Origin of the sequence: Dokdonella soli, assembly GCF_039523175.1 — a bacterium.
GTDB classification, from domain to species: domain Bacteria; phylum Pseudomonadota; class Gammaproteobacteria; order Xanthomonadales; family Rhodanobacteraceae; genus Dokdonella_A; species Dokdonella_A soli.
In genome coordinates this window covers 24,897-43,364 of record NZ_BAAAEU010000028.1, presented here as the reverse complement: position 1 = coordinate 43,364, position 18,468 = coordinate 24,897, and the positions used below count along the sequence as shown (strand labels likewise).

Sequence of the window (18,468 nt, the reverse complement as noted above, 5' to 3'; positions counted from 1 at the left end):
CGGTGTGGGGCCGGCGCGCGCAACGACCCATCCGCAACCGATGCGTTCGCCCATGAGCCGCAGCGTCCCCGCCCTGTCCACCGAGCAAGTCGCGGCCTTCGTCGAGTTGGCGCGCCACGGCAGCCTGCAGCAGGCATCGCAAGCCCTGCACCTTTCCGCCGAGGGTTTACGCGGCCGCATCCTTGCGCTGGAAACCTCACTCGGCATCGCGCTTTACGAGAAGGCACGCGGCCGACGGGAAGAAGTCGCGCTGACCGCGCCCGGACGTCAGTTCCTGCAGAAGGCCGTCCGCTTTCTCGACCAGGCGCATGAACTGACGCGCCTGTTCGAACCGCGCAGTCACCCCAACGAAATCCAGCTCGTCGCCAGCCACTACCTGATGGCGTATGTGATCACCGACGCGGTGCGCGAGTTTCGCGAACAGCACCCGGAATACCTCCTGCGCCTGTCCACGCGCGCGGAAGCGCAGATCTTCGCCATGCTGCTGGGCGAACCGCACTGCGTGATCGGCGCCTGCACACCCACCGATTTCCCGCGCGGGCTGCGCCACCATCCATGGCGCACGGTCGGCTGGAGCCTGGTGGTTCCGCACGGACATCGCTGGGCGGAAGCGCGCACGGTGTCGCTCACGGATATCGCGTGCGAACCCCTGATCGTCTTCGAGCGCGGCTCGATCGGCAGATTGCACGTGCTGGAGACATTCTTTTCGCTGGGCTTGCAGCCCGCGATCCGCATGGAGGCGACGTCGACACCGCTGATCCTGAGCATGGTGGACGCAGGCCTGGGCGTGTCGATCGTGCCGACGCCGTCGACACCGGCGCCGCTGCGTGGCCTCGACGTCGCGGTCGTTCCGATATCCGAGCCGATCCGGCCGATCGAGACAGGGCTGTTCCTCCGCGCCGAATGGCAGGACGATCCCGGTGTCAAGGCGTTGCTCGACACCATCCTGGCACGCGGCGCCTGAGCGAATCGCACCGTCTCATCGGGCTCATCCGGGACGATGGTCCTCGAGCGCCGCCTGCGTCTTCTTGGGCAGGTTCGCGCGTACCAGTTCATAGGAGCGGCGCACGAATGCGTTCAACTCTTCACGCGAAAACCGCTCGGGTTCGGTCACGCTGATCCAGAACGCGCGCGCCATGTAATGCGCGGGCGCCATGCCGGGCTGTTCGGTCAGTTCGAGGAAGCGTTCGGTATCGACCTTGAACGAGAGCCGCCCGCGGTCAGGCCCGAGCGCGCACATCACCACGAACATCTTGTTCGCGACGCTGTAGACGAGATCGACCTCCCACTTGATCGAGCGCGTCACGCCCGGCCAGTGTGCGCAGAGCGCATCGAGGTCGTCATCACGCATACCCGTGGCCTGATCACTCATTGCGCCTGCTCCCCGGTAAACGTCCATCCTAGCCGGCTTGGCGCCACGTCGGTACCCATCGGAGTTCGTGCGCCGCGCGCTGCGTGCGCTCAGCGCGCTCGTGCTGCTGCTCGGCGCACTGGTCGCATTCGGCCGCGTGCGCGATCCCGGCTTCGGCATCGGTCGCCGCCTGTGGCCGAAACTCGCGCCGCTCGGTCGCCGGCTGTTGCCGGTGACCAACCCTGCCGCGCGCCTTCGCGTTCGGCATGCTCTGGGGCTGGATGCCGTGCGGGTTCGTCTACACGGTACTGCTGATCGCGACACTGCAACTCGATGCGCTCAACGCTGCCATGACCATGGCCGCGTTCGGCTTCGGCACCGCGCCAGCCATGCTCGCCACCGCGTTCGGCGCGCAGCGCTTCGTCGGCTTCACCGCGCGCCCAGCCGGGAAACGCGTTGCCGGCGTGGTGCTGCTGGCGAGCGCCGCGCTGACGCTCGCCGGACCGTGGCTGCTCGGCAACGCGCCCTGGCTGCATGCGTGGCTGCCGTTCGATTGCACGACGGCGCTTCGCTGAACGCCGCCTTCTCTCCTCTTCGCCGGGTTCGCCACGGACGTGGCATGCTTGCGGCGCCGCGTTATCGACTCTGGCAGCGTTCAATGCAGGGCATGAACGGAATGAGCGACGACCGATCCCGCACCCGTCCTCCACGTCGCGAGCGGCGCGCGCGCACGGCGCCGCGCAGCCGAGCGGGCGGCGAGGCATTCACGACGGCCGATGGCCGCACGCTGTTTCTGCGCCCGATCCGACCCGACGACGTCGAAGCGCTGCGTCGCGGGTTTGCACGGCTGACGCCGGAACAGGTGCGCCAGCGCGTATTCCATCGCATGACCGAGCTCACGCCGGATGTCGCCGAACTGCTCGCCAACGTCGATCCCGACAAGGGGGCCGCCTATGTAGCGACCGACGCCGAGGGCGAGATCCGTGGCGAGGCGCGCCTCTATGTCGACACAAACGTCGAAGGCGCGGAGTTCGCACTGGTCGTGGACCCCGAACTGACCGGCCAGGGCGTCGGCCGCACCCTGGTCCGGCGCCTCATCGACGAAAGCCGGCGCCGCGGCCTTTCGGAACTGTGGGGTTTCGTGCTCGCCGGCAACGGACTGATGCTCGACTTCGCGAGCCGGCTCGGCGCGAAGCGCGAAGCTGTCCCGGAAGAACCGGACCTCGTCCGCGTGCACTTCGACCTGCGCGATCCGCGCATCGGCGCCGACGACTGACACGGCGATCCCGTATCGTCAGTCCCGCATCAACGCTACGCACGCGGCGCGTCGATCAAGCCACGGGCGGAGCGACGGCTGCGTCGTGCGCGCGCCGCCTCCGCATCCACTCCTGCAACTGCTCGAAGTAGAGATAGATCACCGGTGTGATGTACAGCGTCAGCAGCTGCGAAGTGATCAGGCCGCCGACCACGGCGAGGCCGAGCGGCCGGCGCGCCTCGGCGCCGGCGCCTACGCCGAGCGCGATCGGCAAGGTGCCCATCAGCGCGGCGAACGTGGTCATCATGATCGGACGGAAGCGGATCACGCTGGCATCGACGATCGCATGCAGGGCGTCCTCTCCTTCGCGCTGCTTCTCGAGCGCGAAGTCGATCATCATGATCGCGTTCTTCTTGACGATGCCGATCAGCATGATCAGACCGACCGCCCCGTAGAGGTCCAGGTCCTTGCCGAACACCATCAGCGTGAGCAGCGCACCGAAGATCGCGGTCGGCAGGCCGGACAGGATCGTCAGCGGATGGATGAAGCTCTCGTAGAGGATGCCGAGCACGAGGTAGATCACGAAGATCGCGAGCATGAGCAGGATGCCCATGCCGGCGACCGATTCCTGGAACGACTGCGCGGTGCCCTGGAACGAGGTCGTGATCGTATCCGGCATCTTGAGCGCCGCGACCACCTTGTCGACACCCGCAACCGCGTCGCTGAGCGACATGCCCGGCGCGAGATTGAACGAGACCGTGACTGCGGGCACTTGGCCGAGGTGGTTGATCGTGGCCGGCCCGACCGAATTGCCGGTTTTCGTGACCGCCGACAGCGGCACCAGTTGCGGCGAGGTCGTGGCCGCATCGGCGGTCACGCTCTTCGGCGGCAAGGTTGGCGTGATGTAGATCGACGACAGCACGGACGTGTCGCCCTGCCGGTTCGGATCGACCTGCATCAGCACCCAGAACTGGTCCGATTGCGTGTAGATCGTCGAGACCTGGGCCGGACCGAATGCGGTGTACAGCGCATTCTCGATCGCCTCCGGGGTCACGCCGTAGGCCGCTGCGGCATTGCGGTCGATGCCGACGTCGAGTTGCGGATTCGCAATCAGCATGTCGCTGGTCACGTCCTGGAAACCCGGCACCTTGGCCAGCGCCGCGACCAGTTTCGGCGTCCATTCGAACAGCTGCCGGGTGTCGGTATCCTGCAGCACGAACTGGTAGGTGCTGTTGGTCAGCTTGCCGCCGATGCGGATCAGCGGCAGGTTCTGCGGGAACGCCTGCAGGCCGGTGATGCCGTGCAGTTTCGGCCTGAGTTCCTGCACGACCTCGTCGGCGCTGCGGCGCTCGGAGGGCGGCTTCAGGTTGACGATCATGCGGCCGAGATTCAGCGTCGCGCTGCTGCCACCGGCACCGACGAAGGCCATCACGTTGTCGACGTTCGGGTCCTTGCGGATGATGTCCACGGCCTGGCGCTGCTTGGCCATCATCGCGTCGAAGCCGATGTCCTGCGCGGCCTGGGTGAACACGAACAGCTGCCCGGTGTCGTCGTTCGGCAGGAAGCCTTTCGGAATGCGCACGGCGAGCAGCGCGGTCGCGACGACCAGCGCGAAGAACACCATCAGCACGGCGAAACGGTGCTGCACGCAGGCCCCGAGCGTGCGCCGGTAGAAATCCTGGGCCGCGTCGAACGCGCGCTCGCAGGCCTGGTAGATGCGCCCGTGCCGCGCCCCATGCAGCGGTTTCAGCATGCGGCTGCACAGCATCGGCGTCAGGCTCAGGCTGACGAGCCCCGAAACCAGCACGGCCGCGACGATGGTGACCGCGAACTCGCTGAGCAGGCGGCCGATGATGCCGCCCATGAACATGACCGGGATGAACACCGCCGCCAGCGACAGTGTCATCGACACGATCGTGAAGCCGATCTCCTTCGCGCCGTCGAAGGTCGCGGTCCAGCGGTCCTTGCCCATCTCCATGTGCCGCGAGATGTTCTCCAGCATCACGATCGCATCGTCGACGACGAAGCCGACCGACAGGGTCAGCGCCATCAGCGACAGGTTGTCGATGCTGAAACCGAGCGCATACATCACCGCAAACGTGCCGACGATCGACATCGGCAGCGCCAGCGACGGAATCAGCGTGGCCGAGACGTTGCGCAGAAACACGAAGATCACCATCACGACCAGCGTGAGCGCGAGCAGCAGGCTGAACTTCACGTCGGTGACCGATTCGCGGATGCTCTGCGAGCGGTCGTAGATCACGTTGAGCTCGGCGCCGGCCGGCAGCGAACGCTCGAACACCGGCAGCGTGGCCTTGATGTCCTCGACGACCTTGATCGTGTTGGTGCCGGGCTGTTTCTGGATCGCGAGCACGACGCCGCGCTGGTCGTTGATGAACGCGCCGCCCTTGTCGTTCTGTACGCCGTCGTAGACGCGGCCGATGTCCTTCAGGCGCACCGGCGCGCCGTTCTGGTAGCTGACGATCAGGCCGCCGAAGGCTTCCGCGTCGTGCAGCTGGCCGTCGACCATCACGTTGTAGACGCGGTTCGGCCCGTACAGCGTGCCGGTCGGCAGGTTGACGTTGCCGTTCGAGACCGCCTTCGCCACGGTGTCGATGCCGAGGCCGCGGCCGGCCAGCGCGTCGGGATCGAGGTCGATGCGCACGGCGTATTTCTGCGAGCCGTACACGTTGACCTGGGCGACGCCGTTGACGGTCGAGATGCGCTGCGCCAGCGTGTTCTCGGCATATTCGTCCAGTGTCGACAGGCGCAGCGTCTTCGAGGTGAACGCGATGTAGAAGATCGGCGAGTCGGCCGGATTCACCTTGCGGAACGTCGGTGGCGTCGTCATCTGCGTCGGCAGCTGGCGCAGCGCGGCCGAGATCGCGGCCTGTACGTCCTGTGCGGCGGCGTCGATGTTGCGCTCGAGCGAAAACTGCAAGGTGATCGAGGTGCTGCCGAGCGAACTCGTCGAGGTCATCGAATCGACCGCGGGGATCGTTGAGAACTGTTTCTCCAGCGGCGTCGCGACGGCCGACGCCATCGTCTCCGGCGACGCGCCGGGCAGCGAGGCAGACACCGAGATCGTCGGGAAATCGACATTCGGCAACGCCGCGACCGGCAACGAGCGGTAGCCCACGATGCCGAACACGAGAATGCCGACCATGACCAGCGTGGTCATGACCGGGCGCCGCACGAAGATCTCGGAAACGTTCATGGACCCGGACCTGCAGCCGACGCCGCCTCCGTTCCGGATCCGGATCCCGCCCCGGTGACCTTCAGCGATGCGTTGTTCTCCACGCGCGACTGGCCGTCGAGCACGACCGTCTCGCCCGCGGCTAGGCCTTTCTCGATCACCGCCTGACCCTCGACGGTGCGCGCGACCGTCACGCTGCGCTGCTCGGCGCGCTGATCGGGTTTGACCACGAACACATAGGCTCCGTCGGGCCCGTTCTGTACGGCATGGTCGGGCAGCACGACCGCATTCTGATCGTGCCCCAGGGTCAGGCTCACGCTGACCAGTTGGCCCGGCCATAGCACATGCTCGGAATTGCCGAACTCGGCACGCAGCTTCACGGTTCCGGTGGTGCTGTCGACCGCGTTGTCGACGAACGCAACCTTGCCGTCGACCGGCCTGGCGACGCCGGCGATCGTCACGCTGGCATCGAGCGGTACGTCCTTCTGCGCAACCAGCACACGCCCGAGCAGGGAACCCGGCAGCGCGAAGTTCACATAGATCGGCGCGATCTGGTTGATCACGACCAGCGCGTTGGTGTCGTTCGCCTTCACCACATTGCCGGGCTGGATCAGGATGCGGCCGATACGGCCTGCGAGCGGCGAGCGGATCTCGGTATAGCCGAGCGTCACCTTCGCCGCGGCGACGTTCGCCTGATCCACCTTCACGGCCGCCGCGGCCGCCGTGAGGTTCGTGCGGTACTGCTCCATCTGGTCCGCCGACAGGTAGCCCTTCGCCGCGATGCCCTCGTAGCGCTTGACCTGCGAACGCGCCTGCTGGAGCGTGGCCTGGTCCTTCGCCTGCGCGGCTTCGGCCTGGTGCAGCGCCGCCTCGGCGGGGCGCGGATCGATGCGGAACAGCAGCTGGTTCACGGCGATATCGTCACCGTCCTTGACGAAGGACTGCAGCAGCTGCCCTTCGACCAGCGACTTCACCGCGACGCTGTTGATCGCCTCGACGCGGCCGACCACGTTGACCAGGACCGGCATGTCGCGCGTCGCCGCCTTCACCACGGTCACCGGAACCGGCGGCACGGCAGGCGGCGCGTGCTGGCGCGAGCAGGCCGCGAGCGCGAGCGCGGACACGAACGCGACGAACGGAACACACCGAAATCCGATTTCAGGGAACCTCATGCAGCCCACACTCCGCAGGGTGACTTGCTACAACGCAGCATTTTGACTGATTGCAGCGGACGCCGTTCGTCGCCCGCCCGTAAGCGTTCAGTAAAGAGGCAGCGTGACCTATGGCCTAGGGATGCTCTGATCCATGCCGCGCAGCCGGCATGAGGTTCGCCACGACAACCAGGGAGTATCGCGGCGTCCTGCTAGAATTGCGCCCTTTCGCGCTGCGCATACCGATGCTGCGGCGCTGTCGCTGTTTGGCCACCTATGTCTCCCACGTTGCTGACTCCTTCCCTTCCGACCTCGACCAGGCAACGCCGTTACTGGTCTGCCCCGCATGGCGCTGCGCTCGCGCTGGCGCTGGCTGAAGCCGGCCGCTCGCACAACGGACTCGTCGTCGCGGTCGCACACGACACGCACGCGGCGCATGCGCTCGAAAGCGAACTCTCGGTGTTCGCCGGCAATGACATCGAGGCGCTGCAGTTCCCGGACTGGGAAACCCTGCCCTACGACCTGTTCTCGCCGCATCCGGACATCGTCTCTCAGCGCATCGCGACGCTGTACCGTCTGCCTGCGCTGAAGCGCGGCGTGCTGGTGGTTCCGGTCGCCACCTTGATGCAGCGGCTCGCCCCACGCAGCTACGTGACCGGCTCCGGCCTCGTGCTGGAACTGAAGCAGAAGCTCGACATCGCCAGCGAACAGCGCCGTCTCGAAGCCTCCGGCTACCGCAACGTGCCGCAGGTGCAGGAACCCGGCGACTTCGCGGTGCGCGGCGCGCTGCTCGACATCTTCCCGATGGGCAGTACCGAACCCTATCGCATCGAACTGTTCGATGACGAGATCGACTCGATCCGCACCTTCGATCCGGAAACCCAGCGTTCCGACCACAAGGTCGATTCGGTGCGCCTGCTGCCCGCGCGCGAATTCCCCCTGACCGAGGAATCCGCGAAGGCGTTCCGCAATACGCTGCGCGAGCGCTTCCCGATCGACCCGCGCCGCTGTCCGCTGTACCAGGACATCAAGGAAGGCGTGACGCCGGCCGGCATCGAGTACTACCTGCCGCTGTTCTTCGAACGCACCGAAACCTTGTTCGACTATCTCTCGAACGACACGCTGTTCGTGCTCGGCGCCGGTGTGCTGGAAGCGGCCGAGGCCTTCTGGACGAACGCGGCCGAGCGCTACGAACAGCGCTCGCACGATGTCGAACGCCCGATCCTGCCGCCAACCGAGCTGTACCTGCCGCCGCAGCTGCTGCGCGAACGTCTGAACAACGAACTGCGCGTCGATATCGTCGCGAAGAATGCGAACGAGCACACGATCGACCTCGGCACGCAACCCGCGCCGAGCCTGCCGCTGAACCGCAAGGGCGAGGAGTTCGGCGAAGACCTGAAGCGCTTCGTCGCCGCATACCCGGGACGCGTGCTGATCGCGGCGGACTCGGCCGGTCGGCGCGAGGCGCTGATCGAGCAGCTGGCCGTCGCGCATCTGCGGCCGGCCACGGTCGCGTCGTGGCATGACTTCGCGCAGATCAAGCCCTCTCCCCCAGACTTGTCTGGGGGAGAGGGAGCAAGGCGCTTCGCCATCACCGTCGCCGCGCTCGAACAAGGCTTCGCACTCACCGAGCCCGCGCTGACCGTCCTCACCGAACGCGAACTGTTCGGCGAGCGCGCGCAGCAGACGCGCCGGCGCAAGCGCGCCGCGCGCGATCCCGAAGCGATCGTGCGCGATCTCGCGGAACTGTTGATCGGCTCGCCGATCGTGCATGTCGACCATGGTGTCGGCCGCTACCAGGGCCTGCTCAAGCTCGATGTCGGCGGTGAGAAAGCGGAGTTCCTCTCGATCGAATATGCCAAGGGCGACAAGCTCTACGTGCCGGTCGCGCAGCTGCATCTGGTGTCGCGCTATTCCGGCACCGCGCCGGAATTTGCGCCGCTGCACGCGCTTGGCGGCGACGCCTGGGAGCGCGCCAAGAAGAAGGCGGCCGAGAAGGTCCGCGACGTCGCCGCCGAACTGCTCGCGATCTATGCGCAGCGCGAGGCGCGCCAGGGCAGCGCGATCCCGGTTGATCGCGAGATGACCGAGCAGTTTGCCGCCGCATTCCCGTTCGAGGAAACGCCGGATCAGGCCACCGCGATCGACGCCGTCATCGCCGATCTGGCTTCAACGAGGCCGATGGATCGGGTGGTCTGCGGCGACGTCGGCTTCGGCAAGACCGAAGTCGCGCTGCGTGCCGCGTTCGTCGCGGCGACCGCCGGCAAGCAGGTCGCCGTGCTCGCACCGACCACCCTGCTCGCCCAGCAGCACTACCAGAACTTCCGCGACCGCTACGCCGACTGGCCGATCAGGGTCGAGGTGCTGTCGCGCTTCAAGTCGAAGAAGGAAGTCGCCGACGCGCTCGCGAAACTCGCCGCCGGCCAGGTCGATGTAATGATCGGCACGCACAAATTGCTGCAGGCCGATGTGAAGTTCAAGGATCTCGGCCTGGTCATCATCGACGAGGAACAGCGCTTCGGCGTGCGCCAGAAAGAGGCGCTGAAGAAGCTGCGTGCCGAGGTCGATCTGCTCACCCTGACCGCGACGCCGATCCCGCGCACGCTGAACATGGCGATGGCCGGCCTGCGCGATCTTTCGATCATCGCGACGCCGCCGGCGCACCGCATGGCGGTCAAGACCTTCATCGGCCATCACGACCCGGCGCTGATCCGCGAGGCGCTGCAGCGCGAGCTGGCGCGCGGCGGCCAGGTCTATTTCCTGCACAACGAAGTCGACACGATCGAGAAGACCGCACGTGAACTCGGCGAGTTGATGCCCGACGCGCGCATCCGATTCGCGCACGGCCAGATGCCGGATCGAGAACTCGAGCAGATCATGCTCGACTTCTACCGGCAGCGCTTCAATGTGCTGGTCGCGACCACGATCATCGAATCCGGCATCGACGTGCCGAGCGCGAACACGATCATCATCAACCGCGCCGACCGCTTCGGCCTCGCGCAGTTGCATCAGCTGCGTGGTCGCGTCGGACGTTCGCACCATCGCGCCTACGCGTACCTGATCATCCCGGACCATCGCTCGATCACCGCCGATGCCGAGAAACGCCTCGAGGCGCTCGCCTCGCTGGAAGAACTCGGCGCCGGCTTCACCCTGGCCACGCACGATCTGGAAATCCGCGGCGCCGGCGAGCTGCTCGGCGAAGAGCAGAGCGGCCAGATCGAGGAAGTCGGCTTCTCGCTCTACACCGATATGCTCGACCGCGCCGTGCGTGCGCTGAAGAGCGGCAAGGTGCCGGATTTCGACCTGAGCCAGGAACACGAGACCGAAGTCGAGCTGCACCTGCCCGCACTGATCCCGGACGACTACCTCGCCGACGTGAACACGCGCCTGACCCTGTACAAGCGCATCGCCAGCGCGCGCAACGACGATGAACTGCGCGAGCTGCAGGTCGAGATGATCGATCGCTTCGGCCTGCTGCCGGACCAGGTCAAGCACCTGTTCGCGGCCACCGCATTGAAGCTCGCCGCGACGCCGCTCGGCATCCGCAAACTCGAAGTCGGCGCCGCCGGCGGCCGCGTGATCTTCCGCCCGCAACCAGCGATCGAACCGATGACCGTGATCCGCCTGATCCAGTCGCAACCGCGCGTCTATGCGCTGGACGGGCAGGACAAGCTCAAGTTCAAGATGCCGCTCGACGGCGCCGCCGAACGCCTGCGTGCAGCGAATGACCTGCTGGCGACGCTCGGTGCGCGCGTGGCCGCCTGATTGCGTCCGTCGAGATTCGCCGCCATACACCGCATCCGTAGAGGAATTCCGCCGCGGATGCCTGCACCCACACACCCATGACGAACCCCGCAATGTCCGACGATTTCCTTTATCGCTTCCAGCTCGAACGCGCCGGCGTGGGCGGCGCGCTCGTGCGCCTCGATCAGAGCTGGCAGCGCGTATGCACCAACGGCGACTACACCCGGCCGCTGGCCGAACTGCTCGGCAAGACCGTGGCGGCGAGCGCGCTGTTCACCGGTTCGATCAAGTTCGAGGGCCGCTTGTCGATCCATCTGCGCGACAGCGGTCCGCTGCGACTGCTGTTCGCCGACTGCACGCACGACGGAGAACTGCGCGGCATCGCGCGCTGGGACGGGGCGCTACCGCAGGCGCCAGTGCAGCTCGAATCGAGCGCGCGCCTCGCGATCACGATCGAAAACGCGGCGACCGACACCCGCTACCAGGGCCTCGTGCCGGTCGAGGGCACGGAACTCGCCCGCGCGTTCGAGGGTTATTTCGAGCGCTCCGAACAGTTGCCGACACGGATCGTGCTCGCCGCAGCCGACGACCGCTGCGGTGGCCTGATGCTGCAGCAGATCGCCAGCAGCGGCGGCACCGCGGTGGGCGACGCCGACGGCTGGAACCGCGTCGGCCACCTGCTCGCAACCCTGACCCGCGAGGAACTGCTCGGCCTGCCGCCGGAGCAGGTCCTGCTACGCCTGTTCCATGAGGAAGGCTTGCGCCTGCAGCCGGCGCAAGCGCTGGCGTTCGGCTGCACCTGTTCGCGCACGCGAGTCGAGGACATGCTGCGCTCGCTCGGCCGCTCGGAAAACGAGTCGGTACTCGCCGAGCAGGGTTCGATCGACGTCAACTGTGAATTCTGCAATCGTCGCTACGTCCTCGACGCGGAGGACGTCGCAGCGATCTTCGCCTCGACGCCACAGACCTCTGCCCCCGTGACGCGGCACTGAGCGTCACCAGGATCGCCGCACCATGCCCAGCCGCGCTCGCGAACTTGTCGACGCCCTCGTTCTGAGTCCGCATCCCGAGGGCGGCCATTACCGCCGCGTGCACGCATCCTCGCTGCACGTGCGTCTGGAGGGCAATGAACACCGGCGCGCCGCGCTGACCGCGATCCACTATCTGCTCGCCGCCGGCGAAGTCAGTCGTTGGCATCGCGTCGATGCGGACGAGAGCTGGCATCACGCCGAAGGCGAGCCGTTGGAACTGTTCGTGTTCGATCCGGCTGCGCGCCGCCTCGACCGCCATCTGCTCGGCCGCTTCGACGCGACGACCGGCGCTTCACCGCTCGTCGTCGTCCCGGCCGGCTGCTGGCAGGCCGCACGCGCGCTCGGCGACTACGTACTGGTGGGCTGCAGCGTCGGGCCGGGCTTCGAGTTTGCCGGCTTCACGCTGCTCGCCGATGCGCCGGATGTGGCGGCGCTGCTCATGGCGATGCGCCCGGAACTCGCTGCGCTGGCCTGAGCGCAGCGAGGCCGCGAACACACGGCGCTGTCCATCGCACGGCCTTCACTGCGCGTCGCGCCTGCGGTGGCGAGCCTCCCCCGTCATATCGGCGCGCCCGGCGGGATCACCGGCAACGATCGCAGTTTCACCGACTTCGGATCGGCGAGGTACTTGACGATCGTCGCGGCCGCTTCGGTGCGGCTCGCGGCGACGCCGGCTTGACCGGGATTCTTTGCCAGCCACTTCTGCCATTGCTGCAGCGACGCGCGCAGTTCGGCATCGACCTGCGCATGCAATTGACCGGCGTCGAGCGTGTTGAGCAGCGCATCGAGCACGACCCAGTTCGCGGCCGTCTGCACCGCGTCGCCGGCCGGCAGGTTGTTGCCGATCGCATCACGCTGCCAAGTGCCACGGAATGTTGCGTCGAGCACGTCGGCAATGCCGGGTTCACGTGGATCGCGCGCATGCTGCCACGCTACGCGGTTCAGGCGCTGCGGCGCGAACAGGAACTGCGTGGTCTGCGCAGCAGCGGCTTCGACCGCAGCGAACGCATCGAACAACGGCGTGCTCTTCGTCGCGAAGTATTCACGATTGCGTACGTAGTCGTTGCCGGGTGGAGTGACCAGATCGAGCACATTGGCCGGCAGCGCGAGTTGTTCCGCGCCAAGCGTCGCGACAAGACGATCGAGTGCGGCGCGCTGCGCGCCCGCGGGCACCGGCTTCGAGCCGGCCTGGCGATCCGCAGCTTGCGAGTACGCGTATTCCGCTCCGCCGACGAGACGCGCGACCGCTTCGGTCTGATAACGATGCAGCAGGTAGACCGGCACCAGTCGCGCTTCGAGTTCACCGGCCTGGCGTTCAGGCGGCAGTACGCCGATCGAAAAAGCGTCAAGCGCCTTGCGCCGCACGGCGAGCAGGTCGTCGAATGCCTTCAGCGTGTCCGGACCGAAGTCCCAGAGCAGCCCATCGGGTTCAGCATCGCCGGGCGCGCGCGCGTCCGGATCGCTGACATAACGGAAACCGGCCTTGGCGATATCGGCGCGCAGCTTCGCCAGCGACGCGGCTTCCGTGCCGGGTGCGAACTGGCCATAGGCATGCGCGACGATGAAATCGTCCCACGGGCCCACGCCGACGCCGTACGCATTGTCGAGGCTGATCGCGCCATCCGCGCCGAGCTTCAGCAGCGGATGCGGATAATCCATCACCGAGCCGTTGCCGAGCCGGCTCGCGGCGAAGTTGTGCGCGAAGCCGAGCGCATGGCCGACCTCGTGCGCGGCGAGTTGGCGCAGGCGCGCGAGCGCCATCTGCTCGGCCTGCCCTTTCAACCCGGCCGCGTTCGCCTTGTCGTACGGTGCGAGCAGGCTCTCGGCGATCAGGATGTCCTGGCGCACGCGCTGCGATCCGAGCGTGACCGAGCCCTTGATGATTTCACCGGTGCGCGGGTCGACGATCGGCTGGCCGTAGGACCAGCCGCGCGTGTAGCGATGCGCCCAGGTGATCAGGCTGTAGCGGATGTCCATCGGATCGACGCCTTCCGGTAGCAGCTCGACGCGGTAGGCGTCCTTGAAGCCGGCCTTCTCGAACGCGCTCTTCCACCAGTTCGCGCCGTCGAGCAGCGCCGAGCGCACCGGCTCCGGCGCACCGCGATCCAGGTAGAACACGATCGGCTTCTTCACCGCACTTTGCGCTGCGGCCGGATCGGTCTTGTCGAGCCGGAAGCGCGGCTGGAAACGCACGTCGATGCTCGACGCGAGCGGCTGCGCATAGTCGTAGTACCCAACGCTGAACGCGCCCGACGCCGGATGGTAGGCGCGCGGCGCAAAGCCCGGGCTCGGCAGGCGCACGAGGCTGAGATGCTGACGGAACGTCAGGCTCTGCGCATCCATCGCCACGTCCTTCACGAACGCGCCCTCGCCCGGGCCCTTGAAGGTCAGCTGCGCCTCCAGTTCGGTGTTGTCCGGAAAGCTCTTCGCCTCGCCGAGCGAGACCGCGCTGCGCTTGTCGTCGACCTCGTACTTGCCCTGCTTGGTCTCGGCCAGTCGGCTGGCGATGCCGTGGCGATCCGAGATCAGCAGCGGGCTCACGTCGATGACCAGCTCGGCATCGGCGCCCTTGCGCTCGGCGACGATGTCGGCAGCCCACAGCACGGATTCGGCGAACGCCTGGCGCACGCTGAGCGCCTCGTCGGGGTTCGGCGACACCGCGCGGAACTTCGTGTTGTCCTCGACCAGCAGCAGGCGCGCGCCGACACGACGGAACTCGACCAGGTGCGATTCGCCGCTCTGGCCGCGATCGAGGCCCACGTCATTGGATCCGAGCGCCCACGGCAACGACGTGACCAGCAACAACGGCGTGTCCAGCTTGCGTACGCCGAGCAGCACACGGCCTTTTGCGGTGTCGCGATAGACGTCGAAGAAGCCGGCAGCATGCTCCATGCCGCGCGTCGCCGCGGCAACATCGAGCGGCGCCTTTGCCTCGGCCTTGGCCGCGACTGCGTCGGCAGCCGTGGCGGTCGTGACTGCGAACGATGCGGTGAGAACCGCGCAAACCATCCGGCCGATACGCTTCATCGTCTTCCCCCTTGCCTGGACCAACACCCGAGCCTGCACGATCAGCGGCGCTGCCCCATGTGCCAAACATCATGCCCATGGAATGACAGGGATTCGCTGCTCGACGAGTGCGGGCCGTGCCCTGGAGCGTCGCGGCGCCAGGGCGAATGGATAGCCTCGCCGATTCAACGGGTCAGCGCACCCATGCGTTCGCGCAGCTCGGCAAGTTCGGCGCGCAACGCGTCCGCCTCCGCCTCCAGGCGCTCGACGCGCTCCTGCAGGTCGGCGCGCGCGGCGATCGGCGGCGCCGCTGCGGATGCGACGAACGCATCCGCCGCAACCGGGCCGCACAACAGGTGCATGTAACGGTCCTCGCGCTGGCCGGGGCCGCGCGCGAGGCGCACGACGAGCGACGGTTCTCGCCCGATCAAGCGGTCGAGCGTGTCGCGCACGTCGTCGAGACCCGGAAACTCGGCGAGCCGATCGGTACGCGTCAGCAGCTCCCCCAGCGTCTGCGGGCCGCGCAGCAGCATTACGCAGAGCACCGCCCGCTGGCGTGCGGTCACGCCGTAGATTGCATCGAAGCGATGTTCGTAGCGCATCGCTCGTTGCGAGGCCGGCGCCACGCGGACCAGCCCCTTGCCTTCCATTGCGCGCAGTGCATGAGCGACCGCGCCCGTTTCAAGCTGCATGAGCGGCTCGCGGCTGGTCTTCTGGTTGCAGGCTGCAACGATCGCATTGACGGTGAGCGGATACACCTCGGGCGTGATCGCGGCTTTCTCGATCAGGCAACCGAGGATGCGCGCCTCGATCGCGTCGAGCGGCTGTAGTTCGATCGATTCACTTGCGTTGGGCGGTGTTGCATCTTCCACGGAGGACTCATCGATTTGGGCGAGTCGCATCAGTGTAGCGCGCCCAATCCCCTCTCCCCCATCGCAACGCGATGGAGGAGAGGTCGCATGGTTCAATCGAAGCCGTTCGCGAAGATCCGATCCGTGATCGGCGCGAACACATAGGTGCCGGCTTCCTGGGCGAATGCGAACACACGACCGTCCGGCGCCAGCGCGAGCCTGCTCACGAAGAATCCGGTCTCATGCCGTGCAGTCTGCACCGGCGCCTGCGGGTGGCTCACATCGACTTCGTCGACACCCTCCTCGTTGCCGACATAGGCAACGGTGCCGACCACGACCACCGCATGGGCGACGTTGTAGTTCGGCAGGCTCGCGCTGCCCGGCAGCGTCACGCTGCCGAGCAGAACCGGATTCGCCTTGTTGCTGGTGTTGACAATGCGCAGGCTGCCATCGTCGCAGGCGACATAGGCCGTGTTGCCATCGGCGCTCACATCGACGCCACCCGCACTGGCGCAGTCGGAGTACTGGCCGACCAGCAACGGGGCGGCGGGATTGGAAACATCGACGACGCGCAGGCCGCCGGTGCCGAAAGCGCTTCCATCGACGAGGAAGGCGTAGTTGCCGCGCACGGTGAGGTCAAAGGTCTGGCTGGTCGTAAGCGATCCGAGCTCCTGCGGACTCGCGGGGTTGGAAACGTCGAGAATCTTGAAGATGCCGCCGTTGGTCGTGCTGGCGACATAGACACGGTTGCCATGTGCCTCGATCGCGCTGGCGAACGGAAAGGCGAAGCGACCGAGTTCGGTCGGATTCGCGGGATCGGCGAGGCTGGCGATCAGCACGCCGTAGCCCCAGGCCGCGAGATAGGCGCGGCCGCCGTCGACGGACATGTCTTCCATGTCTCGCGCAGCAAGACTGGCCGGCAGGGCCGCGTCGTAGCGTCCAAGCGAAGCCAGCGTCGTCGCATTGAACGCGCCGAGGCCATAGCCTTCCTCGGCGAAGTAAGCATGCGAGGCATCGAAGTCGCCGGCATGAACCGAGACTCCGAACGGCAATGTGAAACTCGCCGCGAGCACCGGATTCAAGGGGTCGCTGACGCCGAGCACCAGACCGCGATCGGTGTGGGTCAGGATCACCGGGCCGAACGACGTGGCGGCGGCCTGGTCCGGAGCGAACGCGTCCATCGCGACCGTGCGCAACAGGGTCGGCGCGCTCGGTGTGGTGAAGTTCCAGACCTGGATGCCGCTCGCGCCGACCAGGTACAACACGTTGCCGGCGCGGATCGCGTGGGTCGCCACGGCAATCGGAGCATCGAACACCTTGGTGATGTGGGCCGGATCGTGCAGGTCGTAGACCATCAGATCATTGCCAACACCGATCGCATAGCCATCGGTCAGCACCGCGCGCAGCACGATGCTTCCGTCGAGTGCGGTGTTGCCGACCTCGACAGGAGCCGCCGGATTGGAAACGTCGACGACGTGGACGACGCGACCTCCGATGAAACTCGACCCGGTGGTCAGCAACTTGCCGCCGTACACGCCCATCGCATCGAATTCATACACGCCGCTGACCATGCCCGCATACACCGGCGCGAGCGGGTTGCTGGCATCGAGTACGACCAGGCCGTTGTCGGCATCGCCCAGATACACGTAGTTGCCGGCCGCGGCGAGACCCACCGGCCGCTTCATGGCCCCGGCGACATAGTTGTCGATTTCCGCGACCGCCAGCGGATGCGCCGGATCGGCCAGCGAATAGATCGTGATGCCGCCGGTATCGGACGGGCTGTTCCACGCCGCATAGAGGTATCCACCGACCATCGCGAGCGCGCGCACCGGGCCCGGCGCAGGCGCCCGGTTCGTGCGGTCCGCCACCACCGGATGGGCCGGATCGGTCATGTTCCAGGTCGTCAGGGTGGTGCCGGTGCCGACATACAGATAGTTGCCCTGCGCGACCGGCGGCGACAGCGAACCCCCGCCGACGTCGGCGAGCGTCAGCGTGGCCGACTGGGCGGCACCGACGAAAATCAACAGACTCAGCAATATGAAGCCACCGGCACGCAGCAATTTCATGGTCGGACGTTCCTCGGTTGTTGACGACGACAGGATTCGCGGACACGACCGCGGCGCGCACGTCTGCGCCGGGTCGGTGCCTCATCGAATACGCCGTGGATTGTCAGCGACGATTTGTGGATGCGCATGCAGCATCGATGTCCTGACGATGCGAAATCGGTGAATCGCGGCGTAACGTTCGATTTTCCATGCGATTTCCGATGCGATCAGGGCGACTCGTCCAACCCGGGCGGCGGCTGCTCGGGCGAAATCCGCCTTGCACCCTCCTCCGCCTTGCGCGCGGCGTCCTCGTTGCCGAGGGCGCGATGCAACGCGATTTGCGCGCCTGCCGCGCGCAGGTCGCGATCCGCCCACGGCGCGATCCGGCCGGCGACGACCCGCGCGGCGTTCAACTGGCTGGCTCTGACCAGCGCAGCGAGGTAGGGCGTCGCGATGGCGACGAGGTCTTCCGGCACGTTGAAGTGCTCGGCCGACCGCATCGCCACGGCGAATTGTTCGAGCGCGACCTCATGCCGCCCGGCCGCCCAGCTCTGCTCCGCCTCAGCCAGGGTCGCGTACATCCCGCGCCAGTCGTCAGAGGCGCTGTCGACCCAGGCGCGCAGACCGCGCGTGGCCGCCGCTGCCTCCTCGGCGTGGCCGCCCTGTCGCAATGCACGCGTGCGCAGCAGCAACGCCTTCGTGTACGACGCCGCATCCGCGTCGCGCAGCCCAGGCACCAAAGCATCCGTCGAGCGTTGGGCGGCGATATCCGCTTCACCGCGACGAAACGCGATCCGTGCCGCCAACGCACCGGCCAGCGCGCGCGTAACGAGATCGC

The 18,468-nt window shown here is 66.9% G+C and carries 13 protein-coding genes; 6 read left to right on the top strand and 7 right to left on the bottom strand.

Annotation, left to right across the window (positions count from 1 at the left end):
- The first annotated feature begins 52 nt into the window (after window positions 1–52).
- On the top strand, window positions 53–964 hold the full coding sequence (locus tag ABD002_RS18725) for a LysR substrate-binding domain-containing protein (protein ID WP_343793970.1): 912 nt from the start codon (window positions 53–55) through the stop codon (window positions 962–964).
- 24 nt (window positions 965–988) lie between these two features.
- Here ABD002_RS18725 and ABD002_RS18720 read toward each other — a convergent pair whose 3' ends face one another.
- Together ABD002_RS18720 and ABD002_RS18715 are read right to left on the bottom strand one after the other, a co-directional pair.
- Complete coding sequence (locus ABD002_RS18720; protein WP_343793968.1) at window positions 989–1,372, bottom strand: MmcQ/YjbR family DNA-binding protein; 384 nt, start codon at window positions 1,370–1,372, stop codon at window positions 989–991.
- A 28-nt stretch (window positions 1,373–1,400) separates the two neighbouring features.
- Complete coding sequence (locus ABD002_RS18715) at window positions 1,401–1,619, bottom strand: hypothetical protein (RefSeq protein WP_343793966.1); 219 nt, start codon at window positions 1,617–1,619, stop codon at window positions 1,401–1,403.
- Between ABD002_RS18715 and ABD002_RS18710 the strand changes: the two genes are divergently transcribed.
- Together ABD002_RS18710 and ABD002_RS18705 are read left to right on the top strand one after the other, a co-directional pair.
- Entirely contained in the window at window positions 1,618–1,926 is a 309-nt protein-coding gene (locus ABD002_RS18710) for an urease accessory protein UreH domain-containing protein (RefSeq protein WP_343793964.1), read from the top strand. The two genes, ABD002_RS18715 and ABD002_RS18710, sit on opposite strands and share 2 nt — an antisense overlap.
- 101 nt (window positions 1,927–2,027) lie before the next feature.
- On the top strand, window positions 2,028–2,627 hold the full coding sequence (locus ABD002_RS18705; RefSeq protein ID WP_343793962.1) for a GNAT family N-acetyltransferase: 600 nt from the start codon (window positions 2,028–2,030) through the stop codon (window positions 2,625–2,627).
- A 55-nt stretch (window positions 2,628–2,682) separates the two neighbouring features.
- Here ABD002_RS18705 and ABD002_RS18700 read toward each other — a convergent pair whose 3' ends face one another.
- On the bottom strand, window positions 2,683–5,823 hold the full coding sequence (locus ABD002_RS18700) for an efflux RND transporter permease subunit (RefSeq protein ID WP_343793960.1): 3,141 nt from the start codon (window positions 5,821–5,823) through the stop codon (window positions 2,683–2,685).
- Window positions 5,820–6,974, bottom strand: a complete 1,155-nt coding sequence (locus ABD002_RS18695) for an efflux RND transporter periplasmic adaptor subunit (protein WP_343793958.1) — start codon at window positions 6,972–6,974, stop codon at window positions 5,820–5,822. The genes ABD002_RS18700 and ABD002_RS18695 overlap by 4 nt, the downstream gene beginning before the upstream one ends.
- Before the next feature lie 255 nt (window positions 6,975–7,229).
- Here ABD002_RS18695 and mfd point away from each other — a divergent pair, with 255 nt between their 5' ends.
- The 3 genes from mfd (at window position 7,230) to ABD002_RS18680 (ending at window position 12,203) form a co-directional block, all read left to right on the top strand.
- Window positions 7,230–10,718: a transcription-repair coupling factor gene (gene mfd / locus ABD002_RS18690; RefSeq protein ID WP_343793956.1), complete on the top strand. Its 3,489-nt coding sequence runs from the start codon at window positions 7,230–7,232 to the stop codon at window positions 10,716–10,718.
- A 77-nt stretch (window positions 10,719–10,795) separates the two neighbouring features.
- A complete protein-coding gene (hslO, locus tag ABD002_RS18685; protein WP_343793954.1) occupies window positions 10,796–11,689 on the top strand; it encodes an Hsp33 family molecular chaperone HslO in 894 nt (297 codons plus the stop codon).
- Between the two features lie 22 nt (window positions 11,690–11,711).
- On the top strand, window positions 11,712–12,203 hold the full coding sequence (locus tag ABD002_RS18680) for a cupin domain-containing protein (RefSeq protein WP_343793952.1): 492 nt from the start codon (window positions 11,712–11,714) through the stop codon (window positions 12,201–12,203).
- Between the two features lie 83 nt (window positions 12,204–12,286).
- On the opposite strand, the gene ABD002_RS18675 is transcribed toward ABD002_RS18680, so the two are convergent.
- From ABD002_RS18675 to ABD002_RS18665, 3 genes are all read right to left on the bottom strand, one after another.
- A complete protein-coding gene (locus ABD002_RS18675) occupies window positions 12,287–14,755 on the bottom strand; it encodes a zinc-dependent metalloprotease (protein WP_343793950.1) in 2,469 nt (822 codons plus the stop codon).
- A gap of 164 nt (window positions 14,756–14,919) precedes the next feature.
- Window positions 14,920–15,636, bottom strand: a complete 717-nt coding sequence (locus ABD002_RS18670; protein ID WP_379989377.1) for a YceH family protein — start codon at window positions 15,634–15,636, stop codon at window positions 14,920–14,922.
- A 62-nt stretch (window positions 15,637–15,698) separates the two neighbouring features.
- A complete protein-coding gene (locus tag ABD002_RS18665; RefSeq protein ID WP_343793946.1) occupies window positions 15,699–17,651 on the bottom strand; it encodes an LVIVD repeat-containing protein in 1,953 nt (650 codons plus the stop codon).
- Window positions 17,652–18,468: the final 817 nt, after the last annotated feature.